Origin of the sequence: Pantoea sp. 18059, assembly GCF_902706165.1 — a bacterium.
GTDB lineage: Bacteria > Pseudomonadota > Gammaproteobacteria > Enterobacterales > Enterobacteriaceae > Pantoea > Pantoea agglomerans.
In genome coordinates this window covers 58,375-77,515 of the sequence record NZ_CACSJS010000003.1, presented here as the reverse complement: position 1 = coordinate 77,515, position 19,141 = coordinate 58,375, and the positions used below count along the sequence as shown (strand labels likewise).

At 49.3% G+C, this 19,141-nt stretch carries 15 protein-coding genes; 4 read left to right on the top strand and 11 right to left on the bottom strand.

Annotation, left to right across the window (positions count from 1 at the left end):
- Positions 1 to 77: 77 nt before the first annotated feature.
- Both GVJ63_RS09845 and GVJ63_RS09840 read left to right on the top strand, forming a co-directional pair.
- Positions 78 to 1,145: an aldo/keto reductase gene (locus GVJ63_RS09845; RefSeq protein ID WP_033760287.1), complete on the top strand. Its 1,068-nt coding sequence runs from the start codon at positions 78 to 80 to the stop codon at positions 1,143 to 1,145.
- Positions 1,146 to 1,854: 709 nt separating this feature from the next.
- Positions 1,855 to 2,874: a LacI family DNA-binding transcriptional regulator gene (locus tag GVJ63_RS09840; protein ID WP_159226779.1), complete on the top strand. Its 1,020-nt coding sequence runs from the start codon at positions 1,855 to 1,857 to the stop codon at positions 2,872 to 2,874.
- Positions 2,875 to 3,738: 864 nt separating this feature from the next.
- Here the strand turns inward: GVJ63_RS09840 and GVJ63_RS09835 are convergent.
- Positions 3,739 to 5,676 carry a methyl-accepting chemotaxis protein gene (locus GVJ63_RS09835; protein WP_010247311.1) on the bottom strand — a complete coding sequence of 646 codons (1,938 nt, stop codon included), beginning with the start codon at positions 5,674 to 5,676 and terminating at the stop codon, positions 3,739 to 3,741.
- A 345-nt stretch (positions 5,677 to 6,021) separates the two neighbouring features.
- On the bottom strand, positions 6,022 to 6,912 hold the full coding sequence (locus GVJ63_RS09830; protein ID WP_159226778.1) for a LysR family transcriptional regulator: 891 nt from the start codon (positions 6,910 to 6,912) through the stop codon (positions 6,022 to 6,024).
- Positions 6,913 to 7,033: 121 nt separating this feature from the next.
- On the opposite strand from GVJ63_RS09830, the gene GVJ63_RS09825 reads away from it, so the two are divergent.
- Positions 7,034 to 8,575: an MFS transporter gene (locus tag GVJ63_RS09825; protein WP_200843115.1), complete on the top strand. Its 1,542-nt coding sequence runs from the start codon at positions 7,034 to 7,036 to the stop codon at positions 8,573 to 8,575.
- A gap of 176 nt (positions 8,576 to 8,751) precedes the next feature.
- On the opposite strand, the gene GVJ63_RS09820 is transcribed toward GVJ63_RS09825, so the two are convergent.
- Together GVJ63_RS09820 and GVJ63_RS09815 are read right to left on the bottom strand one after the other, a co-directional pair.
- Positions 8,752 to 9,198: a GNAT family N-acetyltransferase gene (locus GVJ63_RS09820; protein ID WP_157353375.1), complete on the bottom strand. Its 447-nt coding sequence runs from the start codon at positions 9,196 to 9,198 to the stop codon at positions 8,752 to 8,754.
- A 335-nt stretch (positions 9,199 to 9,533) separates the two neighbouring features.
- Positions 9,534 to 10,757 (bottom strand): MFS transporter, encoded by a 1,224-nt coding sequence (locus GVJ63_RS09815; RefSeq protein ID WP_159226776.1) that lies wholly within the window; start codon positions 10,755 to 10,757, stop codon positions 9,534 to 9,536.
- Positions 10,758 to 10,865: 108 nt separating this feature from the next.
- On the opposite strand from GVJ63_RS09815, the gene GVJ63_RS09810 reads away from it, so the two are divergent.
- Positions 10,866 to 11,816: an AraC family transcriptional regulator gene (locus GVJ63_RS09810; protein WP_031592446.1), complete on the top strand. Its 951-nt coding sequence runs from the start codon at positions 10,866 to 10,868 to the stop codon at positions 11,814 to 11,816.
- Between the two features lie 187 nt (positions 11,817 to 12,003).
- Here GVJ63_RS09810 and GVJ63_RS09805 read toward each other — a convergent pair whose 3' ends face one another.
- The 7 genes from GVJ63_RS09805 to malT form a co-directional block, all read right to left on the bottom strand.
- Positions 12,004 to 12,489, bottom strand: a complete 486-nt coding sequence (locus GVJ63_RS09805; RefSeq protein WP_159226775.1) for a GNAT family N-acetyltransferase — start codon at positions 12,487 to 12,489, stop codon at positions 12,004 to 12,006.
- A 384-nt stretch (positions 12,490 to 12,873) separates the two neighbouring features.
- On the bottom strand, positions 12,874 to 13,230 hold the full coding sequence (locus tag GVJ63_RS09800) for a hypothetical protein (protein ID WP_132498999.1): 357 nt from the start codon (positions 13,228 to 13,230) through the stop codon (positions 12,874 to 12,876).
- 629 nt (positions 13,231 to 13,859) lie between these two features.
- Positions 13,860 to 14,192 (bottom strand): hypothetical protein, encoded by a 333-nt coding sequence (locus GVJ63_RS22235; protein ID WP_235038342.1) that lies wholly within the window; start codon positions 14,190 to 14,192, stop codon positions 13,860 to 13,862.
- A gap of 79 nt (positions 14,193 to 14,271) precedes the next feature.
- Complete coding sequence (locus tag GVJ63_RS09795; RefSeq protein WP_052673506.1) at positions 14,272 to 14,520, bottom strand: hypothetical protein; 249 nt, start codon at positions 14,518 to 14,520, stop codon at positions 14,272 to 14,274.
- Between the two features lie 116 nt (positions 14,521 to 14,636).
- The gene (locus GVJ63_RS09790; protein WP_010247334.1) at positions 14,637 to 15,059 is read right to left on the bottom strand and encodes a hypothetical protein; all 423 of its coding nucleotides are present in this window, start codon (positions 15,057 to 15,059) and stop codon (positions 14,637 to 14,639) included.
- 48 nt (positions 15,060 to 15,107) lie between these two features.
- Positions 15,108 to 15,260, bottom strand: coding sequence for a hypothetical protein (locus tag GVJ63_RS22340; RefSeq protein ID WP_232526453.1), 153 nt, complete (start codon positions 15,258 to 15,260; stop codon positions 15,108 to 15,110).
- 919 nt (positions 15,261 to 16,179) lie between these two features.
- Complete coding sequence (gene malT, locus GVJ63_RS09780) at positions 16,180 to 18,882, bottom strand: HTH-type transcriptional regulator MalT (RefSeq protein ID WP_159226774.1); 2,703 nt, start codon at positions 18,880 to 18,882, stop codon at positions 16,180 to 16,182.
- Positions 18,883 to 19,141: the final 259 nt, after the last annotated feature.

Genomic DNA, 19,141 nt, shown 5'->3' with positions numbered 1-19,141 from the left:
ATAAAAAAGGGATTTCTATAATAAAAGAAAGCGTTTGTCTGCGTCATTATCATTTGAAGCTTAACGGAGAAAACAAAATGAAATACGCAGAACTGGGTAAAACTGGGATTTATGTTTCACGCATTTGTCTCGGGACGATGACATTTGGCGGGGCGGATAATGCCGCCGGTAATGCCATCGGCCGCCTGACGGGCAAAGAGGCGGACATTATCGTTGGTGAGGCGCTGGACGCCGGCATCAATTTTATTGATACCGCGGATATCTACGGTATGGGGGGCTCTGAAAGCGTGCTGGGCGAAGTGCTGGCACAGCGACGCAGTCAGGTTTTTCTTGCAACAAAAGCGCACAGCAGAATGAATGCGGGCGCAAACGATGCAGGGCAGTCGCGCTATCACCTTATGCAGGCGCTGGAAGCCAGCCTTAAAAGGCTTAAGACCGATCACATTGACCTTTATCAGGTCCACAATTTTGATACCGTAACACCGATTGAAGAGGTTCTGCGGACACTGGACGACATGGTGCGTCAGGGCAAGGTTCGCTATATAGGCTGTTCGAATTATGCCGGCTGGCAGATTGCCAAAGCTTTGGGTATTTCAGGTGAACATAAGCTGGAGAAATTTGCCAGCGTACAGTCTTTTTATTCACTGGCCTGCCGCGACATTGAACATGAACTCCTTCCGGCAATTAAGGATAGCCAAACCGGACTGTTATGCTGGAGCCCTCTTGCAGGAGGCCTGCTTTCAGGCAAATTTGACCGCAGTGGTAGTCATGAGGCCTCTGCAAGACGCGCAAAAATTGAATTTCCACCCGTTGATAAAAGCCTGGCATGGGACATCGTGGATGTTCTCAAAACAATTTCTGAAAAACACCGCACTACTCCTGCCAGCATCGCAATAGCCTGGCTGCTGTCTTCTAAGCAGGTGACGAGCGTCATAGCGGGTGTGCGCAATGTGCATCAGCTCAGAGATAACCTTAGCGCGCTGTCTGTTAATCTCAGCGAGGAGGAAAAAGAAATGCTGGACAAGGTCAGTCATCCGGGTACACGTTATCCCGGATGGATTCAGTCATATAATGCCGCGAGCCGCTATCCGGCAGGCTTTCCTGATACCGGGCCTAACTGGATATTAGGTGAATCCCCTGTTTAACACGGGCTCAGAGCTATAAAAATAACTAAGCTTTTAATAACTTTGCTGAGTCCGGGTTCCTGACGGGCTCTGCTGACTCAGGCAGTGAACATTATGGTTAGCATCTATTGCTGTTAACATCTTCAATTTAACTCACTCATGCTGTTAGTTCCTTACGCCGGCTGAAAACTTTCGTAGAGAGTAAAATTTTATCCTATCAAACTATTATTAAGTATAATCTAATATAAAAGCTGATTGACATGGTAAGGCTGAATATTAATGTTTTTCATATGCATCTATTTGTTGCATGAAAAAAGGGTCTATATTTAAATCGCGTCAAAAATCCAGAGTAAATAATACTTTAAATATTGCCATTATTTATTGTGGCAAATAATTCTACTCATTGTTTAATGATATGATTCTGTTAAAAATTAAATGCCATTTTGGTCAAACTTAGAGTCGGCTGATTTGTTCGTAAGGAATGCGATGTCTCGCAGCGTTGCTTTTGAAAAAGTTCTATAAGTTCAAGTTAATTTTTATGCGAGTAAGTTTTATGTATTTCTTAAAGTAGAGTTTTGTTGGAGTGTTACTCTTAATTTTAAGTGAAATTTATTTGTCTTTTATGTGAAAAGAATATAAATTGAAGTTAAGATTGTAACGCTGTCAGTGTTATAGATTACTTACTATAGTTTGATAGTGACGAAACCTGTTAAAGTAAATACGATAAAATATGAAAAAATTAACTATTACTGAGTTTGCAAAGAAAATAGGTGTAGGTGTTGCAACAGTTGATCGGGTGCTTAATGATCGGGGTGGAGTATCGCCGGCCATGGAGAATCTAATACTCAAGGCCGCCCGTGATGCGGGACTTAAGCGTATTCTGCCGGAAAAGCATAGACCCTCCTGGCAGCTTGAGGTCCTGTTGAGCAGTAATAAATCTTTTTTTTTCGAACAGCTTGCTAAAGATTTTTCCATGCTGGCTGATAACTTAGGCTATCGCAGAATAACACTTCATAAAACTTTATTCTCTGAAGCTTCTCCGGAAAAAATGGCAAAACACATTGAAGCCAGCAGTAAAAAAATGGACGCTTTGATTATATTTGCACATGAGAGCCCACTTATTTATGAAATGCTGACCCTGTGTAAATCTCGCGGTGTCCCGGTAATAACCCTTGTGGCAGATTTACCAGGATCTGATAGATTGTGCCACGTAGGAATTGATCAATATAGCGCAGGCCGTACATCAGGCTTTGTACTTGGTGGTATGCTACCATCACATGGGGACGTGGTGATAATTAGCGGCCGTACGCAATACGCAGTCCATCGTCAGCGTGTCGATGGCTTTATTTCAGTAATGCAGAAATTTTATCCTAAAATCAATGTGCGCGAACCTATTTACAGTCAGGATGAACGGGAGCTTATCAGTCTTTTATTAAACCGAACCCTTGCATCTGATAAAGATATTGTCGGAATTTATAATACAGGCATGGGTAACACTCAGGTTAGTGAGATTTTGAATGATTATAATCTTAGAGGTAAAGTAGTTTACGTCACTCATGAACTTTACAATACAACACGGCAATTACTCGAACAACGAGTGCTGACATTGACCATAGATCAAAATACGTTGAGGCATGCTCAGCTGGCAATAACACTGGCGCTACATTATCTTGAAATGGATGAGCAGCCTGATGAATATAAGTCAGGAAAGGTTGATTTTATGCTGTACACTCCTGAAAATTATAGGTGATATAAAATTGGTTACGATTGATTCAGAATAATGGCCCCCTCATTAGTACTCTTAATCTTCCGCTGGTTGGTAAAACCCCTATAACTCTGAATGTCGGACCGCAACGAGCTGTCGCAGATACAATATGTTGTAGTTTTCTAAGCTACTATCGATACTACACATAGTAGATTCAAGATAAGCGGCAAGCCAACACCAGGCCAGGGATTCAGGAGTTTTCAGCCACTGCACGTCTTCGGCCCCCTGCGGTTTTTTTTTGCCTAAAGCGGGTTATTTATCCTGCAGATACCGTGGGATCCGTCCGGAACGCGGCCCGAGATACGCTTGCTATCTTGCCGATGCCTTTTATCATTAAGCTCAAACGGCGGCTGCTCCGACCGGCCACGATAAGAGCAAAAGCCACTGAATACCTCTTTGAACCGCCTGCACGGCGGTTTTTTTATTCTTCTCTCGGCGTTACGTGATCGGCAGCACATGGTTTGTGCCGTTCGCTTTTTTTTAGCAAGGCTTACAGGTGACAGCGTTCGCTGAACGCCGGATTTTCCGGGATGCATAACCTTTTCTCCCCGGCTGCTTCCGCAGCTGACCCACTCAGATGGCGGTTTTTTGCCTGTCGCCTGCATGTGCGATAGGTATGTTATGTCTATTTTGGCAAAACTACACTGTCATCGTACATTTGACGGCCGCTTTTCGCTCAAAGCGGACCTTGCAGCACGTATGTCCGCTTTGTGCCAAAGTTACGTAAGGAAGGAATTAAGCCATCCCGTAGGATGGCTTATGAGATACTGTTACTGAGATGACAGACCTCAGAAATGCGCCGACAGCACGCCGTTTACAGACATATAAAAGAAGCACTTAACGGAAATTTTAACCAGCGTTTGTGCGGAACACGCTAACAGCGTCCCTCAGATTAGCGGCTCGACTTGCAAGTTCATCAGCAGACGATGCTGACTCTTCAACGAGCACGGCATTCTGCTGTGTGACCTGATCCATCTGAGTAACGGCAATATTTATCTGCGATACCCCTGCACTTTGCTCTTCTGAAGAAGATGAAATTTCTCTCACCAGCTGTGCTGTCTGTTCAATCGCATCCATACTCTCCTTCACTTTTTCACCTGCATCCCGGGCCATCGAAATGCCCTGCTCAGCATTCTCCACAGACTTTTCGATCAGTCCTTTAATTTCTTTCGCCGCGCCAGCCGAGCGCTGTGCCAGCGACCTGACTTCCGCCGCAACAACGGCAAAGCCTTTACCGTGCTCACCGGCCCGGGCAGCTTCAACAGCCGCGTTTAACGCGAGAATATTCGTCTGAAACGCAATCCCATCAATGACAGAAATGATTTCCTTAATCTGCCCTGCACTGCTGCTGATTTTCTCCATGGAACCCAGCACTGATTCCATTGCCTGACCGCCACGCAATGCCGCGCTGGTAGCCGAGCTGGCCATTTCTGCAGCATGGCGGGTGTTTTCAGCATTGTTGCCGATGATCGAAGAGAGCTGTTCCATACTGGCGGCTGTTTCAGCCAGTGATGCAGCCTGTTCTTCCGTCCTCGCAGAAAGATCGCCGTTACCGCGGGCAATCTCCTCAGATGAGGTGGCAATGGTGACGGCATTAGATTTAATGTTTTCTACCGTCACCGTCAGGCGCTGACTCATCTGCAGTAATGCCTTAAGCAGACCGGCTGTTTCATTGCGTCCTGTCACGGAAAAAGATGCTGTCAGATCGCCTTCTGCTACTTCAAGCGCAAGCTTTGACGCGGCACCGATAGGTCGTGTAACAGAACGGATAATGATCAATGCGAAAAAGACAGAAAGCAGGACCATAAAGAGAAGAACGCTCAGCAAACCATACTGTGCATTCCGGTGGTCCGTAATCTGCTGGTTCAGCATGTCATTCAGTTCATTACCGCCCGCAATCGCGTAGGTGCTGAATCTGTTAATCGCGCTGGTAAAAATTGCGGCATAGTCCTGAGGATTCTGATTCGTCATACTGCGGCTAATAAATAACGCCCCTGCAGTTTTCAGGGCATTTTGGGCTTCCTGCACGGCCGCGTCTGCATCGGCACTGAATTTCTGCTTCAGCCCTGTATCAGACGAAAAAAGCTTCTCTGAGTCCTGAGCAAACATATCCAGATTATAGGCACCCGTGCTGATTAATGATTCCATACGGACAGAGTCAGCCTCACTAACGGCTTCTTTCCTGGCAAGCAGTGAAGTCCCGAACGCACGAATTTTACCCAGACTTTCGGTAAGCTCAGGCAATGATGAGAAATTGCTGATAATCAGGCGGTACGTACTGATATCTGAATCAAGCGACAAACCGTAAAAATCCAGCACGTCGCGGTTTGTGTTAAGAAGTTTGCGGATGAGTTGCGCATGTGCGTCAAGACTGGTCGTTTGATTCAGTTTCGAAGCATCAATGTCCTGCTGCAGCGCGTCCCACTGTGCACGCACCCCATTGATTTTTTCGATTAAACCCGCACTGCCTTCTGTCTGCGCCATCTCTTTCTTGATGGCATCGGTGATAGTAACAATGTCATCTCTAACACTTAGACGCGATGAGGTGGCAGGATTTTTTTGCGCAATAGCGAGGGCTGTTTCAGCGCGATGGCGCTGTATCAGATTCAACAGGGCAAGGATTTTGTTTTCAGCAGGCACTCCTGTTACTTCTTTCCGCTTGTCCTGAATATATTTATTACCTTCTGACACAAAAAGCACGGTAGGAACTGAAAAAAGAACAAGGCAAAACAAGCCCAGAATTGCAAACTTAGCGGTAAGATTAATATTGTTAAGAATATTACTCATTTTTACACCCTGCTGAATTAATTTTTATAAGAACACAAATAATGCAGATTAAAAGCATCTTAATCATCATTATCGGTTAACTATTCATTAACTTTATAGCAGGCATAAGAAAGAGAATATTTAGGTTGAATCGCAACAAGGTCTAACCTGTTACCCAGTAATTAGACAATACTGATGTTAACAATTACCTCATAAGAGGTAGGAAAGATTGTTAATATCAACTTCTCTCTTAACGAATTTTATACATGATTCATGTCCACTTTATGCCAGGAGCGGACGTTCATGATTTTAAGATAAGCATAAAAGTGCATACGATTTCAGAAAGCATTAACTGCCTGGTACAGATTACAGAGACAGGCCGGACTCACCAATAAAATCGACAAAGCAGCGTATTCTCGGTGAGAGATACCGGCTGGCTGGCCAGAGTGCCGAGAAAACCCCCTGCCTGGTACAGCTACCTGGCAATACCTCTTTCAGTTGCCCCGTGTTCAAAGATTCGCGAACGACAAAACCGGGCACATAGCAAATCCCCATACCTGACAGGCTCAGGCGAACAGAAGCCTCTATATTATTTACGGTCAGAACAGAGGCTGTCCTCAAATCAGCACCCGGGCACATACCGCGCAGTTCCCAGGGCTGGAGCAGCCCCGTTGAGGGAAAACGAAAAGAAATGCACCTGTGCATCGTTAAATCCGCTGGCGAGCCGGGTACGCCATATTCATTCAAATAGGAAGGGCTGGCGCAGAGCACAAAACGAAAATCACCAACCTTTTTAGATTTCAGTCGGGAGTCCGTCAGTTCACCGCTTCGTATGGCTACATCAAATCCTTCATCAATGATGTTTACCAGCCGGTCGCTGAAATCGAGATCGAGTTCTACATGAGGATAACGGCGGGAAAAGTCCGGCAGAAGAGGAAGGATCAACCTGTAGCCAATGACAGGAAGTGAAACCCTGAGCTTCCCGGCAGGCTGCGCTAAGCTGTTCGTCAGTTCTGACTCCGCCTCCTGTAATTGCTCAAGGATATGCTGGCACCGGATTAATAAAGCAGCCCCTTCCGCTGTCAGACTCACGTTTCTGGTGCTGCGGTTTAAGAGACGTACGCCCAGTTTATGCTCAAGTCTGGCGACATTCTTCCCGACCGCTGAGGCAGAAATCCCAAGCAGCCTTGCGGCCTGTACAAAACTCAGCGTCTCCGCTGTCCGGACAAACGAAGTAAGAGAGGTCAGACTGTCCATTGATTATAAACTTAATGTCCGTTAAGAAGAGATTTTTAGTGTATTTATTCACTCTGATGTCTGCAATAACATTGCTGAAGTTTGTTAACCCATCCGCTTTTCGGAAACATAAGGTCACCCAATGGCAACTTCAGCCAGAACACCCAGTCCATATGCCAGGAATATGGCAGCCTTTTCTGTCTATCTGGCAGCTATATTGCTGCCGTTAAGCTTTACCGGTGGTGTAATCTCCACGCCGGCAATACAACAGGCGCTTGGCGGCTCGCCTGCCGCGCTGTCATGGCTGACGAATGGATTTATGCTGACTTTCGGCAGTTTTTTGTTGTCAGCCGGTGTTACTGCGGATGTTACTGGCAGAAAGCGCATTTTTACCGCAGGCTCAGCCCTGTTTTGCCTGAGCAGCGTTATGATCTGCCTGACACAGGATATCTTTATGGCTGGGTTGTTCAGGTCACTGCAGGGTCTTGCGGCGGCCTTGATATTGGCCAGCGGCAGCGCCGCACTGGCCCGTCTCTATGAAGGTCCGGACAGGACCCGGGCCTTCAGCATACTTGGCACTATGTTTGGCGTGGGCCTGGCGTTCGGCCCTGTGTTAATGGGTTTCATTACGGATGCTTTGGGCTGGAGATGGTTGTATGCCATGTTAGCTCTGCTTTCAGGCATTGTAATTTTGGCCGGTGCTGCGTTTCTGCCAGCATCAGAGGAGAGCGGACATCAGAAACCAGACGGCACAGGATTAATCATCTTTACTGCAGCCCTGATGTTATTTACATCAGCGGTGATGCTTATACCTGCCTTGGGGTTTTTATCGTTTCCCACACTCGCCCTTTTCATTTCCGCCATGCTGCTTTTCAGCGGGTTTGTAGTGCGTTGCCTGGAGGTTGAAAATCCTGTTCTGGATATCTCTCTGCTGCTGCGCCCGCGCTTTGCTGGCGTTCTGCTACTGCCGATAGCAACATGCTATTGCTATGTTGTGCTGCTGATTATTATTCCGCTGCATTTTATGGGCGGTGATGGGATGAGTGAGTCCCGGAGCGCTTTTTATCTTATGGCGCTGACGTCTCCAATGCTGGTTTTCCCGTCCATTGCCGCACTGCTGACAAGGTGGTTTTCTCCAGGAACCGTTTCAGCTGCAGGACTTATTATCGCATCAGTCGGGCTGCTTTTCCTCGGATACGCACTACCGCGTAACAGCAGTAATTTTCTTGTGCTTTCACTGATTATGACGGGTACCGGCGCTGCGCTTCCATGGGGACTGATGGATGGTCTGGCACTTTCAGCTGTATCTGTGGAGAAAGCGGGCATGGCCGCAGGCCTCTTTAATACCGTTCGCGTTGCCGGAGAAGGGATCGCTCTGGCGATGGCGTCAGCATTTTTAACAGAAATGAATGATTTGAATCTGAAAAACACCGTTCACGGGTATGCGCCAGAGGTCATTCACCAGGCTGCCGCATGGCTGGGGGGCGGCAGTACTGAGCAGCCCGCTGCGATGTTACCCGGTATTTCACGATTATTGCTTCAGGACAGTTATGACACTGCGTATACGTTTCTTTTTAGAGTTCTGGCTGCTGTCACGCTGATTTGCGCGATGATGGTCTGGATCACGCTGGGTCGGCAGAGGCAAGGCTGTGCTGCAGGCAATACGCTGGCCAGAGATGAGTGAAAAATCCTAAACCCGTTGTGATTAAGGGGGCCGTTCTTTGCTCAGCGGGTTATGGAGAATAATGCAGTGTGTCGTAAAAAATATTTCCTCAAATGTGTATTATGAGGCGCTGCACGGCGGGGTCTTTAAAAAAGATATTCTCTTTGGCTACTGGTAAGAACGCTTTATTAAATTATTTATTTTAAATTTTGAGACATATTGATGCCGGTAATATGAAAGCCATTCTTCTGATACAGTGCTTTGGCTGAGGCATTATTCGGAGCTACCCTAAGTCCGACTTCATCGATGTTCATTATTTTTAGCAATCTTTTCATTTCGCATAAGGCCAGACCACCGAATCCACGGCCGCGCCAGTCAGGATAAATGTAGAAATCACTTATCCAGGCTGATGACCCGGTGATCGACAGCCAGAGGATGCCAATAACGTCCTCTGGTTCATCAGGCTGTTGGATACACCACAGCTGATTAGCCGGGGTCACAACTCCCTTTGTTAACACTGTATCAATAGATTCTATGGCTTTGATTCGTGCTTTTTCGGAAAGATATCCGCGATTGTTTTGCAGATCCTGCGAATATTCATGGATGAAAAGAGAACGATAATTTACGAATTCTTCTTCATTCATATTCCTGAGAGTAATCACACTGTCTTCCTGATGAGGTAGTTATGTGTTGAAGATATCACCTGGAAACTGTTTTTCAAGCGTCTCTGTTAAGGAATGTTTTCTCTGCACGTTTGAATCACCACTGAGAATGGTGATATTTCAGAATAGCGAGTAAACGGCACTTACTGATTATTGCTAAGCTCCGCTCCTCGCTCAAAACGCATGTTAACCAGCTTCAGCAGTTAAACCGCCCCTTTGCCAACAGACTCAGCCAGCAGGCCCGGAACGCTGTGCGGTCCGGGGATGTTACGCTGTTCGATTGAGGTGTCCCAACATATTAAATGTCACTGAAATGGTCAGTTTTGCGTTCCTTCAGCTGATGACGAGACTCTGACCCGGAATGCAATAACCAGCGCGGCAGTAAGCATGATACAGGCAGCTGTAATGAATACCCCCGTCACCCCGTTGAGGCCATATATCAGACCACCTATTGCTGCACCCGCGGCAATGGAGGATTGAACGGCGGCGACCACCATACCCCCTGCGCTCTCGGCCTCATCGGGAAGAGTCCGGGCGACCCAACCTGACCATGCCACCGGTATGCCACCAAATGCCAGCCCCCACAGCATGACCAGCGCCGTAAGCCCGGCGATTGATAACGGCAGAGTGATCATACCCAGTGCCGCAGCTCCCACCAGAGCAGGCATAATAATCAGCGTAAAACGCAGGCTGCGTTCCATCAGCCACCCTGCCGACAGTGTCCCGATAAAGTTAGCAACGCCAAACACCAGAAGTATTAACGCCAGCCCTTTTGCATCTATGTGTGCGAGTCCTTCCAGCGCAGGCCGTATATAGGTAAACAGCGCATACTGGCCGGTGTGTGCAAGCACGCACCCCAGCATGCCCACGCTCACGCCCGGCCTCCGGAGCAGAGAAAATACGGATGCCGTCCTGGTCCTGACTACCGGCGGCATTCCGGGCAGCGTCAGCCACTGAAAAATGAAAGAGAGTGCGCCAACCGCAGCAGCGGCAATAAACGCGCTACGCCAGCCAGACATCTCGCCCAGATAACTTCCCAGCGGTACGGCAACAACAGTACCTACCGCGATTCCACTAAAAATGATCGACAGCGCCCGCGGTACCAGCCTCTCCGGCACTAGCCTCATCGCAACCGCCGCTGCCATACTCCAGAATCCACCCAACGCGATACCCAGCAGGATGCGCATTGCCAGCAGCATGACAATACCTGAAGAGAGCGCCACGAGCAGATTTGAGAAGATCATAAGGGCAGTAAAGCTCAACAACACGATGCGCCGGTCCAGCGCACGCGTTAATCGCGGTATCAGTAATCCGGCAAATAACGCAATCACCGCCGTCACTGTTACGGCCTGTCCTGCAAGAGACTCTGACACACCCAAATCCCGGGCAATAGGCGTTAATAAGCTGGCAGGCAGGTACTCTGCGGTGAGCAGGCCAAAAACACCCATGGTTAACGAAAAAACCGCAAGCCAGGCTGGCTGGATTTTCTCATCTCTTTGCACTCTTTCTTTGTGAACCCTGATAGAAGTTTCATCCGTCATTTCTAAGTCTCCTGGAAAGTCGTTTCAGGAGAAGAAGTCTATTCAGGCGCAGCTGGATGATCTATGCTCTAAAACCCTCACTTTTTTACCCAAAACCCGAAAAGGCATATGACTTCATCCTTCGCTCTGTCATCAGAACTCATCAGCGAGCTGCTTTCCGGTCTACGGCTTTACGGCGTGCGATATCAGCGTATCCAGACGGGAGATACGTTTGGCCTGAACTTCGCAAGCAGGCCCGGTCATGCTTATCTGCACTACGTCGCTGTAGGGGAGATGGTGCTTCATAGTGCAAACGGCGAAGTTCTTACGCTTTCAGCCGGAGAGGCTGTATTTCTTCCCCACGGCGAACGGCATCAGCTTTTGTCGGCAACAGCCGCCGACGTGCTGGATATCGACAATATTGAAACGGCACCACTCGATGAAAAAGTGAGTGGGATTGATACCTGCCCGAGTACTCAGGAAACGCCAGGTGCTGTGCTGTTTTTTGGTTGTATGAAAATCGATCTGGGAAGCATGCAGCGGCTGGCGGATGTGCTGCCTGAAATTATGCATGCCGATGCAAAGGGGATTCAGTGGCCGGGACTCATGCATATCCTTGATGCGATGAAGCGTGAGATATGCTCCGGACGCGTGGGCTATGCAGGTATTCTCGCCAGGCTTGCCGATGTGGCTGGAGCGATGTTTATCAGAGGATGGGTGGAAGACGGTTGCGGCAATAGCCCTGGCCTGGCTGCAGCACTGCGCGATCCGCGTCTGGCTCAGGCCATCCTGGCGATTCATCGTGAACCGGGCCGCGACTGGAGCGTGGCAGAACTCGCCGCCGAATCGCATATATCCCGCTCCGCATTCGCCGAAAGGTTTCAGACCACTATCGGCGTCCCACCGCTACGGTATGCAACAGAAGTAAAGATGCATCTCGCTGTCCGCTGGCTGTCGTCAGAAAACATTACCGTCGACACCGCATCGCAACGGTTAGGATACTCCTCTCAGGCTGCTTTCAGCCGGGCTTTTAAGCGTGTAACGGGCAAGTCTCCAGGCGCGGTTCGTTTGCTTAGCTAATGGGTTTTATCCCTGGCGGGGCTAGCAGTAATCGCGACGTAGTTTGACTTCCTTTGTGCTCCAGCAAAGGCAGCATCAAATAAATAAATCACATTAAAAACAGTATCCGCTTTTGGCATATACCGGTCATCAGCCCGATGACAGTTTACTTTGTGACAGGAGCAGACGTCAGTTCCAATTAATATAGTCAGCGCAATGCCTTTGAGAAACAGATAGCTTCTGTCCTGCCTATATATGGGCCGTAATTCTCAATAGGGACATAACCATTTTTCATGTAGAAATTTACAGCACGATAGTTGATGTGGCGGGTTTCCAGCCTAACTTCGATATATCCCATCTCTTTTGCTGATTTTTCAAGGAAAGTGAGTAAAGCACCACCAATCCCTGACTCACTTCGGTCTGAAAACATTCTTTTAAGCTCGGCTATATTTTGGGTAAATGGTCGTATAGCACCGCATCCCACAGCTTTGCCTTGAGAATTCTTTGCTAATGCCCATAAAGCTTTGTCATCACCCATTGCTTGGGTGGTGAAATTGCTTTTGCCGTTATCACCAGTAATAGCGGCAAGTTCTGCTGATAGCATTTCGATTAAATGATGGGATTCTGAAGAGAATAGATCTGATTTTTCTACTTTTATCATGGTTATACCCTGCAGGATGAGTGTGACCAACATAAAGCATCCTGCTAAGAAAAGCATCAGCTCAAAACGGGTAAAGGGATATCACTTATTCAAACCATCCCTGGGGTCATGGCTGCTCCTCACTCATAGCGGACATAAATCTGAACTTAGTCTGGCCCGCCTCATTGCTGTTGCCAGAAATTAATACAAAGGTAATACAGCTTGAACGTTAAACTGGAAGGCATACGGACATGATAGCAGTTTAAATTGCTCATCGGCCGAATAGGTGACAGCAATTTGTCGAAGCATTTTAATCATAACATGGCTGCAAAGATATGAGGCTCACAATCAAGATAATATAGTAAACAGGGACTTTTAAAACACAATTAATTTAAAAGCCATCCTATACTAATGCTTAAAGCATCAGCTGAAAAAATATTAGTTTTTTTTGCAGTTTCTCATTTTATAAAAGAAGCCGGAATGCGCATTTTCGATGATAAAACGATCATCGTAATTAGGACGTCTTACGAAGGTTATTCCGTTAACAGTAGCCTGCTGTTTAATACCACCCATGACACTTTCAAGCGCTGGGGATGCTACCTCATTACCCAGCATTTTCACTTTGTAGTTACTTCCATTGTCTTCAACGACAGCAGCTTTTGGCAAAAGCTGCGTCTCTGTATGAGAGCTGGTTATCCGGACATCACATAAATATGTCCCCAAGCCTAAATCTTCAGCTGCGGAACATAAACCGGAAAAACACAAAGCAATCATACAATAAACAAATTTATTCATATCTGTCTTCCAGGACTTTGGATCGTTAAAAAATCGTTATCGGCAAAATATTTTGTGACTTGAGGAATTGGTGATGTCATACGTGTATAGAGCTGATTTATGGATATTAATTTTTGTTGTGGGTAAGGTTGGATGAGCTGGGTGCTATGTTGGATGCAATGGTAACAGTCAGTCATTAAGAACGGAACGTCCGCTCCTTGCTCATAGCGGACACTCACCGCCTGTATCTTCTTTTTATGTTGCGATCCTTAATATCCTGGCCTGATAAGAACGGCTTTCAGATCTAATGCAACATAACATCTGTGACCAGCATGCCGCGATTCAACCCGTTCCCCTGCAGAAGAGGCTGGGGTTATGTCACAGGAGTCGTCTGAGGCCGGGCGGGAACTGGATCGTTGGGTGGTGCCGGATAAGCTGCCATCACTCAGGCTGACACTATGCGATATCTTTTAAGGAAGATCGGGATTTACTGGTGCCGGTAAAAACGACTGATATGACTTTACCGGCTTTCGCAGTTCAGGCCTGGCAACTCGGTGTCTCCGCATTGCCTTGCTGTCTGCTTAGTCTGTATGCATGAAGTCGCCGGGGTAATTAACCTCCGGCAGACCACGTTAACGGCATAGGGATAACTATTTAGCTCCACTCATCCCGGGAGAACCATCATGTCCTCCCTCATTCCCGCCACTGCCACCCTGCCCGCCGACGCCGCCAGGACCCGCATCGCCTCCGTTTCCGCCATTACCTGATCCGTCACCATTACCGCCGTTCACTCCATTTCCTCCGTTTTCACCACCATTACCGCCGTCGCCGCCATTTCCGTTGCTGCCAGAACCAGCATTCCCTCCGTCTCCCCCGTTTCCGTCACCGCCACCGTCACCACCGTCGCCACCGTCGCCGTCTGCCCATGCCGCAGTGCTGAATATTCCGGCCGCCAGAGAAGAGGTTACCGTGAGTACGACCATGAAAGGTCTCAGTAATGCTGAGGTGAGAATAATGAGATATACAGCTTTCATGAGAAGGTTTTTCATATCATCCTCTGCGCTATGACTTATATGCCGCCGCCGCTATCACCGCTATCACCGCCATCACCGCCATCACCACCATCACCACCATCACCACCGGATGAGTTGTTCCCGCTTCCTCCGTTGCCACCATCCCCTCCATCGGCTCCGTTAGTGCCGCCATTTCCGCCATCTCCGCCATTTGAGTTGGAGCCTGTACCAGCATTACCGCCGTTACCGCCATCCCCTCCGTTTTCGCCCGGACCACCGTCCCCGCCGTTTCCACCATCAGAAATCAGTGATAAGGAATCAGGAAAAGGAATCGGGGAGGCCGGAGAGGCATAACCGCAGTGTGTAAAAATCACCAGTATCAGAGTGGAGCACCTTAGTAGGGTACGGTATCGTTTACAGATGTTCTGACTGGTCATTGTTACCTCCATCACCGCCAGCACCTCCGGGCGCATTGTCAGTTGAACCACCATCACCCCCGTTGCCACCATTGGCGCTACCCTGTCCATTTTTATGATGTTTGTGGTGTTTATGGTAGGGTTCAGTCGCGGCGCCTGCCCCATTTCCCCCATTTCCGCCGTTACCACCTGTAGCAGAACCGTTACCGCCGTTACCTCCGTTCAGACAGCCTGTACCGGGCACGCCGTCTTTACCACTTTCTCCATCAGGCGAACTGCCGTTCCCATCTTGTCCGTTCAGGCTCTCACAGGCAGACAGCTGAATAGTGTCCTGCGGGAGTGTCTGACTGAATACCGGCAGGGAAAGGAGCAGCCCTGCAGATAGTGGAAAAAAAATCAGCGTGTTGTGTAGCTTTGACATAGAAGTTTCATCCTTTAATTAATGGCCGCCTTCATGAGGCGACCATTTTTAGTTAGATTCTGCAGCCTGATTACGCACCGCCGCCATCACCACCACCACCATCGCCACCGCTATCACCACCATCACCGCCGCCGTCACCGTCTCCGGAACCATTACCGTTAGCGGAGCCGTTGCCAGTGCCGTTATCATTACCGCTGCCATTCCCGTTACCGCTGGCGCTGTTATTTCCTCCATCGCCGCCAGGGCCACCAGGAGAATTAGAACCAGAACCCCCGTTGCCGCCGTCACCTCCATTAGCATCGCCGACAAGTAAGAAGGTCTGTGGGGAGTGATTCGTAAACGGTTGGTTATGTAACGGTGCAGCGACTGCAAGTCGCGCCGCAGAGAGAACAAAAACAGCCAAAGCAAGCGTTAATTTTTTATGTCTCATAATCCATCCTTAAAGATAATAAATACATGAGATAATCGCTGGCCCACCCCATAGCTAATGAGCTATTTCATTAAAAGCAAATTATCTAAAAAATAAAAACTATGGAGTGTAATGAAACGTTTTTCGTTGTTTTAGAATGTTTTCGTTTAATTTTAAAAAATTTTCGGGGATGCTATTTTTTAACTAACTAGTTAATAGCTAATGACATTAAAGGCTAATAATTACCCTGCTAACAATTTACTCTTTTCATGAAAAAATACATATTGCATTTTTATTAAGGCACTTTTTTCATAAGCAGGGAATGACAATCCTGAACTCAAAAAAAAGCAAAAGCATATATCATTTTCTATAATTCATCTGACTTTTAAGAGGTATGGTAAGGGGACACTGTTTAACCACTCAGAATTAATTTTCCTGAACCTCAGAAATCCGTAATTTCAGGAAGCACTACCCTAACTGCTGCAGGCGGGACCTCGCGGGGCTGAATAAAGGTGAAACCCGTAACGCGCAGATGCATGCGATATTTATGCACCGGCTGGAAGAAATCAGGGCCCGAAATCCGGCAAATCAGAGCTGCATGTTGCGCAGTAAAGTAACTGCCCCGCTTCCCATTGATAAAGACCGCCTGTTTCGATGGTGTGCTGACATGCGGCAGAGCGGGCTGAAGCCCGCCCCTGTAAACGCCTGTCGTCAGACATATCCCATCATTTTCAGCAGCGACTGCACCTGATTCATCGCTTCGCTGCGATGGGTGACGCCCAGCTTCTGATAGAGATTACGGATGTGGGTTTTGATGGTGGTGGAGGCCACCGCCAGCTCACCGGCGATTTGATCGTTGCTGTAGCCAGAATAGATCAATCCCAGCACCTGCCATTCACGCTGCGTCAGCGGACTGGTTCGGATCAGCTCCGGCACGTCAGGATGGTTAAGCAACCGGCTGACAAAGCCTTCATCGAAATGGGCGAATTTGTGACGGTGATATTTGTTGATCTCCAGCAGGATGCGCCGGGCACGGTGGCTGTCCAGTTCATTCAGGGTATTCAGCTGAATCAATTGCCGCAGCTGCTGCGCCATCATCTCGCCTTCAATCACAAAATGGCTGATAAAACCGGTGCTGCGCGCCAGTTTCAGCGCCTCTATCAGGACACGCTGCGCCTCCGCTTTGCGGTCGGTCTGCCAGTAGATCTGATTTAGCAGCAGCAGATTACGGTTTAAATCGCTCATCAGGCGCAGGGCACGGGCATTCTCATTCAGTTCCTCCAGCACCACTTCCGCCTGGCTGACATCACCCAGCAGAATTTGCGCGCGGGCGATGTTCCGCCATTGTCCCTGCAGAAAATGGTTATTGGCGAAGGCGGGTTTAGGCGTCTGCCGCATCCAGTCGCGGGCGTTCTGGCTGTCGCCGGTCAACTGCCAGTAAATGACCCGGACTTTGTCGGCATTGGCTATCCAGTCGCTGTGCCAGTTGCCATTGTTCAGCAGGTTTTCCAGCCGGTTCAGGTAGCTGCGGGCGTTATCCAGATTGCCACGTGCCAGTGAGCACTGCACCAGCAATCCCAGACACTGAATCTGCTGCTGCGGCTGAAAACCGTTCAATACTTTGATGCCCTCCCGGGCCGCCTGCTCCGCCTCTTCCAGCCGTCCCCAGGCCCACAGCAACTGAGCGCGGATGCGCAGCAGAAACTCATGCAGCGGGAACTGAGCCAGGTGCTGCTCGTCGACCAGCACAAAGGCGCGGCTCTGGATCTCATAGGCTGCCTGCAAAAAGCCCTGAGCAAACAGAATCTCGCTCTGCTGAATCAGGCTCCAGAGGGCGTAGTGCCACACTTCATCGCGCCGCGCCATCTGTTCGGTCTGCCGCATCAGCTTGAGTGAATCATCCAGCTCGCCTTTGCAGTGCATCACTTCACCATGCACTGAGGTTGCCACAATGCGGCTGTAGTGACGGCTCGCTGGCAGGGTGTCGAGCGCCACTTTCGCCAGCCGCTCCGCTTCATCGGTATTACCATCGTTAATCGCCACCTGGGCGCGCAACGCATTAAATTCACCGCGCAGTGCTGTATCGATCTCGCAGCGGCTGGCCTGTTCAAAACGCGCCAGCAGACTGTCGACTTCGGAGAAGCGATGCTGACTCTGCATCAGCCACGCCTGCAGCAGTACCAGCATTGGATTTTCCAGCATCATCTCCCACGGCAGTGCTTTCAGGGAGTTCTCCAGCAGCGGCAGCTCGCTCTGATTAAACAGCGTCCAGGCGTGCTTCAGCAGCACGTCCCGCAGCATAGTGGCGTCGCCAGAGGCGAGCGCATGATGAATCGCCTCGCCGGGAAAGCCCTGCGCCATCCAGCTCTCAGCCGCAGCCCGATGCAGCGCAGGCAGTTCCGCCGCCAGTTCCCACTGGCAGCGCTGACGCAGGAAGTTACCAAACAGCGGATGGTAGCTGAACCAGCAGCCGGAATCGTCCATGCGCTGCAGAAACAGACCCTGACGCTCAATCTCTTCCAGCCGCATCTGGCCGTTCTCTTCGCGGGTGACACAGGCGATCAGTTCATCGTTCATTGAACGCAGCAGCGCGGTTTTCAGTAAGAAATGGCGGGTAGGCAGATCGACGTTATCCAGAACTTCCTCAACCAGATAATCGGAGAGGTGGCTGGCATTAATACCAGAGAGACGCCGCGCGGAGTGCTGAGCCGAACTGGCACCCTGTCGCGCCGACAGCACGATCAGTTGCAGCGCCGTAGCCCAGCCCGCTACATCATCACAGAGTCGGCTGCTCTCTTCGCTTTCCAGCGGGGCCGCCAGTCGGCAGTCAAAAAACTGTCGCGCCTCCTGGTGGGTAAAAGCCAGCTGCTGGCTGCCCAGCTCAATCAGTTGCTCACGCACCCGCAGGTTGGCGATACCGAGTTGCGGCAGGTTACGTGACATCAGAATCAGCGTCAGATTTTCAGGCTGATGGCGCAGGAAAAAGCGCATCGCGTCGTGGATCACCGGATTGGTGATCAGATGGTAGTCATCAACGATCAGCCACAGCGGCTGCTGCCACTCCACCAGCTCGATAAAGAGTTGAGAAAACAGGGCATTGAGATTGACATACTGCCGTTTCTGGGCCAGCAGCTCACTGCGCGGACAGCCACCGTGGGTGGCCTGTTGCAGTGCAGCGATCAGGTAATCGGCAAAGCGCTCCGGCTGATTATCGCCCTCATCTAAAGAAACCCACCCCAGATCGCTTTTCCCTGCCGCCCACTGCGACACCAGTGTGGTTTTACCATAGCCCGCCGGACTGGTGACCAGCACCAGCCGATAGTTACCGGCAGCGGTGAGCTTTTGCAGCAATCTCTCCCGAATCACAGTGCCTTGAAGACGCACCGGGCGGCTGAGTTTAGCGGGTATTAACATGGGCGCGCGTTTCTCCATTTGTCGAGCGCATCATTATTTTACGCTTCGTAATTATTCCTTACACAGGTTCAGCTTTTCGTCAGATGAATGCAAGCAAACCCATTAATTAAACTTTACAAAAGCGTGCGCAATCACACTCCTTCAACGATTTCGGATTAGCCTCATCCTCTCCACCCTCCCCATCCTCCTCCGCTAATTCTTTGCAGGAGGATGAGCGAGGGTTTCCGCGCGGGCAGACTGTCGCCACATTGATCCATTT

Coding starts and splice junctions, on each gene's coding strand:
- GVJ63_RS09845 (WP_033760287.1), top strand. CDS start 78: ATGAAATACGCAGAACTGGGTAAAACTGGGATTTATGTTTCACGCATT.
- GVJ63_RS09840 (WP_159226779.1), top strand. CDS start 1,855: ATGAAAAAATTAACTATTACTGAGTTTGCAAAGAAAATAGGTGTAGGT.
- GVJ63_RS09835 (WP_010247311.1), bottom strand. CDS start 5,676: ATGAGTAATATTCTTAACAATATTAATCTTACCGCTAAGTTTGCAATT.
- GVJ63_RS09830 (WP_159226778.1), bottom strand. CDS start 6,912: ATGGACAGTCTGACCTCTCTTACTTCGTTTGTCCGGACAGCGGAGACG.
- GVJ63_RS09825 (WP_200843115.1), top strand. CDS start 7,034: ATGGCAACTTCAGCCAGAACACCCAGTCCATATGCCAGGAATATGGCA.
- GVJ63_RS09820 (WP_157353375.1), bottom strand. CDS start 9,198: ATGAATGAAGAAGAATTCGTAAATTATCGTTCTCTTTTCATCCATGAA.
- GVJ63_RS09815 (WP_159226776.1), bottom strand. CDS start 10,757: ATGACGGATGAAACTTCTATCAGGGTTCACAAAGAAAGAGTGCAAAGA.
- GVJ63_RS09810 (WP_031592446.1), top strand. CDS start 10,866: ATGACTTCATCCTTCGCTCTGTCATCAGAACTCATCAGCGAGCTGCTT.
- GVJ63_RS09805 (WP_159226775.1), bottom strand. CDS start 12,489: ATGTTGGTCACACTCATCCTGCAGGGTATAACCATGATAAAAGTAGAA.
- GVJ63_RS09800 (WP_132498999.1), bottom strand. CDS start 13,230: ATGAATAAATTTGTTTATTGTATGATTGCTTTGTGTTTTTCCGGTTTA.
- GVJ63_RS22235 (WP_235038342.1), bottom strand. CDS start 14,192: ATGGTCGTACTCACGGTAACCTCTTCTCTGGCGGCCGGAATATTCAGC.
- GVJ63_RS09795 (WP_052673506.1), bottom strand. CDS start 14,520: ATGGTGGAAACGGCGGGGACGGTGGTCCGGGCGAAAACGGAGGGGATG.
- GVJ63_RS09790 (WP_010247334.1), bottom strand. CDS start 15,059: ATGTCAAAGCTACACAACACGCTGATTTTTTTTCCACTATCTGCAGGG.
- GVJ63_RS22340 (WP_232526453.1), bottom strand. CDS start 15,260: ATGGCAGCGGTAATGATAACGGCACTGGCAACGGCTCCGCTAACGGTA.
- malT (WP_159226774.1), bottom strand. CDS start 18,882: ATGTTAATACCCGCTAAACTCAGCCGCCCGGTGCGTCTTCAAGGCACT.